Raw genomic sequence first — 1,249 nt, forward strand, 5'->3', positions numbered from 1 at the left:
TTACCGGGCCGTCCTTCCTGAGTCCATATGGCTGCTCGGAAACTGGTGCCGTCAGGGTGGAGTTCGTTCTCTATGATTCGGCGGTATTTCCGCAGCTTGGTGTTGGCGTAGTTTTGGATTGGGTCGCCTTGGGTTTGGTTTGCCTGGGATGTGATGCCAACGTCAATGGCGACTCTGCGCCCGTCGAGAACGGCGTTAGTGATGATGTCTCCTGGTCTGAGTCGAGTTGAGTCGCCGAAGGTCTCCTCTCTGGACGTGGTGGGGTCGATAGTTTTGGCGACTGCTGTGATGGCACGCACGATGCTGTAGTGTCCTCGGGTGGCTTCTGCCGTCGCGCAGCAGCCTGTGTGTGTGCATCGAACGTCAAGGAGCTTGCCGCAGCAATGGCATGTGGTTGCTTCCGGTAGGAATTGGCAGCCAAGCCTGTGTCGGATGGCGTCTTTGTAGATGTCTGGTGGCAGTACGGTGCCTGCGGTGTGGTCGATGTGATATATCCATTGGTGGTGGACTTGTGGGTGCCTGAGTTCGTTAATGCGTTCGATGTCGTCTGTGGCTTCTTGGTCGACTTGTTCTAGGTAGAGGAGCCTGGCTCGTGTGTTATCTGTGAGCTGGCACAGGAGGTGCTGGGCTTTGTTAGTGTTGCAGGCTGTTTCGTCGTCAGGGTCAGAGTGGGCGGTTGGGTCATGTTCGTGTGAGCTGGTACTGAGGCGTTGCCATGGCGGTTTAGGCTGCGGTGCGGTGATGTCTATTCCGTGTCGTATGGCATCCCACTCGTTTTGTGCTCGCCCCGTGATCTGCTGTATAAGTTCAGGAAGTAGGGAAGCTTCTGTGCTGTGGAGCTGTGTGGCTAGGTTGTGTTGAAGTTGGGCAATCTTGGAGTCGAGGTGGTCGGTGAGTTGGCCAGGTGGTGTCAGGCCTGCTGTGGATAGCGCTGTGCAGAGCTCTCTGACTTTGGGCCGGGCGGTGAGTTTGGCTGCAAGTTCTGCCGGGAGGGCGATGTCTTTGATGTGGCGCAATCCAAGCCCTCCTATGTGGAGTCCTAGTGCTGCTTGTTGTCGGCCGGTGTCTGTGAGTCCTGTGGCGATGCGGGTGAGGGTCATGTCGATGGTCTTGTCTGCCGTGGCTAGTGTGGTGTAGAGTTCTTGTCCGTACAGGCGTAGGAGGTGTTGAACTTTGCTTTCACCCAAGCAGTGTTTGGCGAGTTTGAGCTCGACCGCTGGGTCGTTGAGGGTGGTAAGCTTGTGGTGCA

Annotated in this window: 1 protein-coding gene; it reads right to left on the reverse strand. The window is 56.6% G+C overall.

Annotated features, from left to right (window positions below; translation table 11 throughout):
- Window positions 1-1,249 (reverse strand): hypothetical protein (locus tag ABWQ00_RS16135; protein ID WP_353239677.1); only part of this gene is annotated, 1,249 nt, incomplete at both ends.

The sequence above is a fragment of the Limnohabitans sp. genome (assembly GCF_040400975.1).
In the GTDB taxonomy this organism is placed as follows: Bacteria; Pseudomonadota; Gammaproteobacteria; order Burkholderiales; family Burkholderiaceae_C; genus Limnohabitans_A.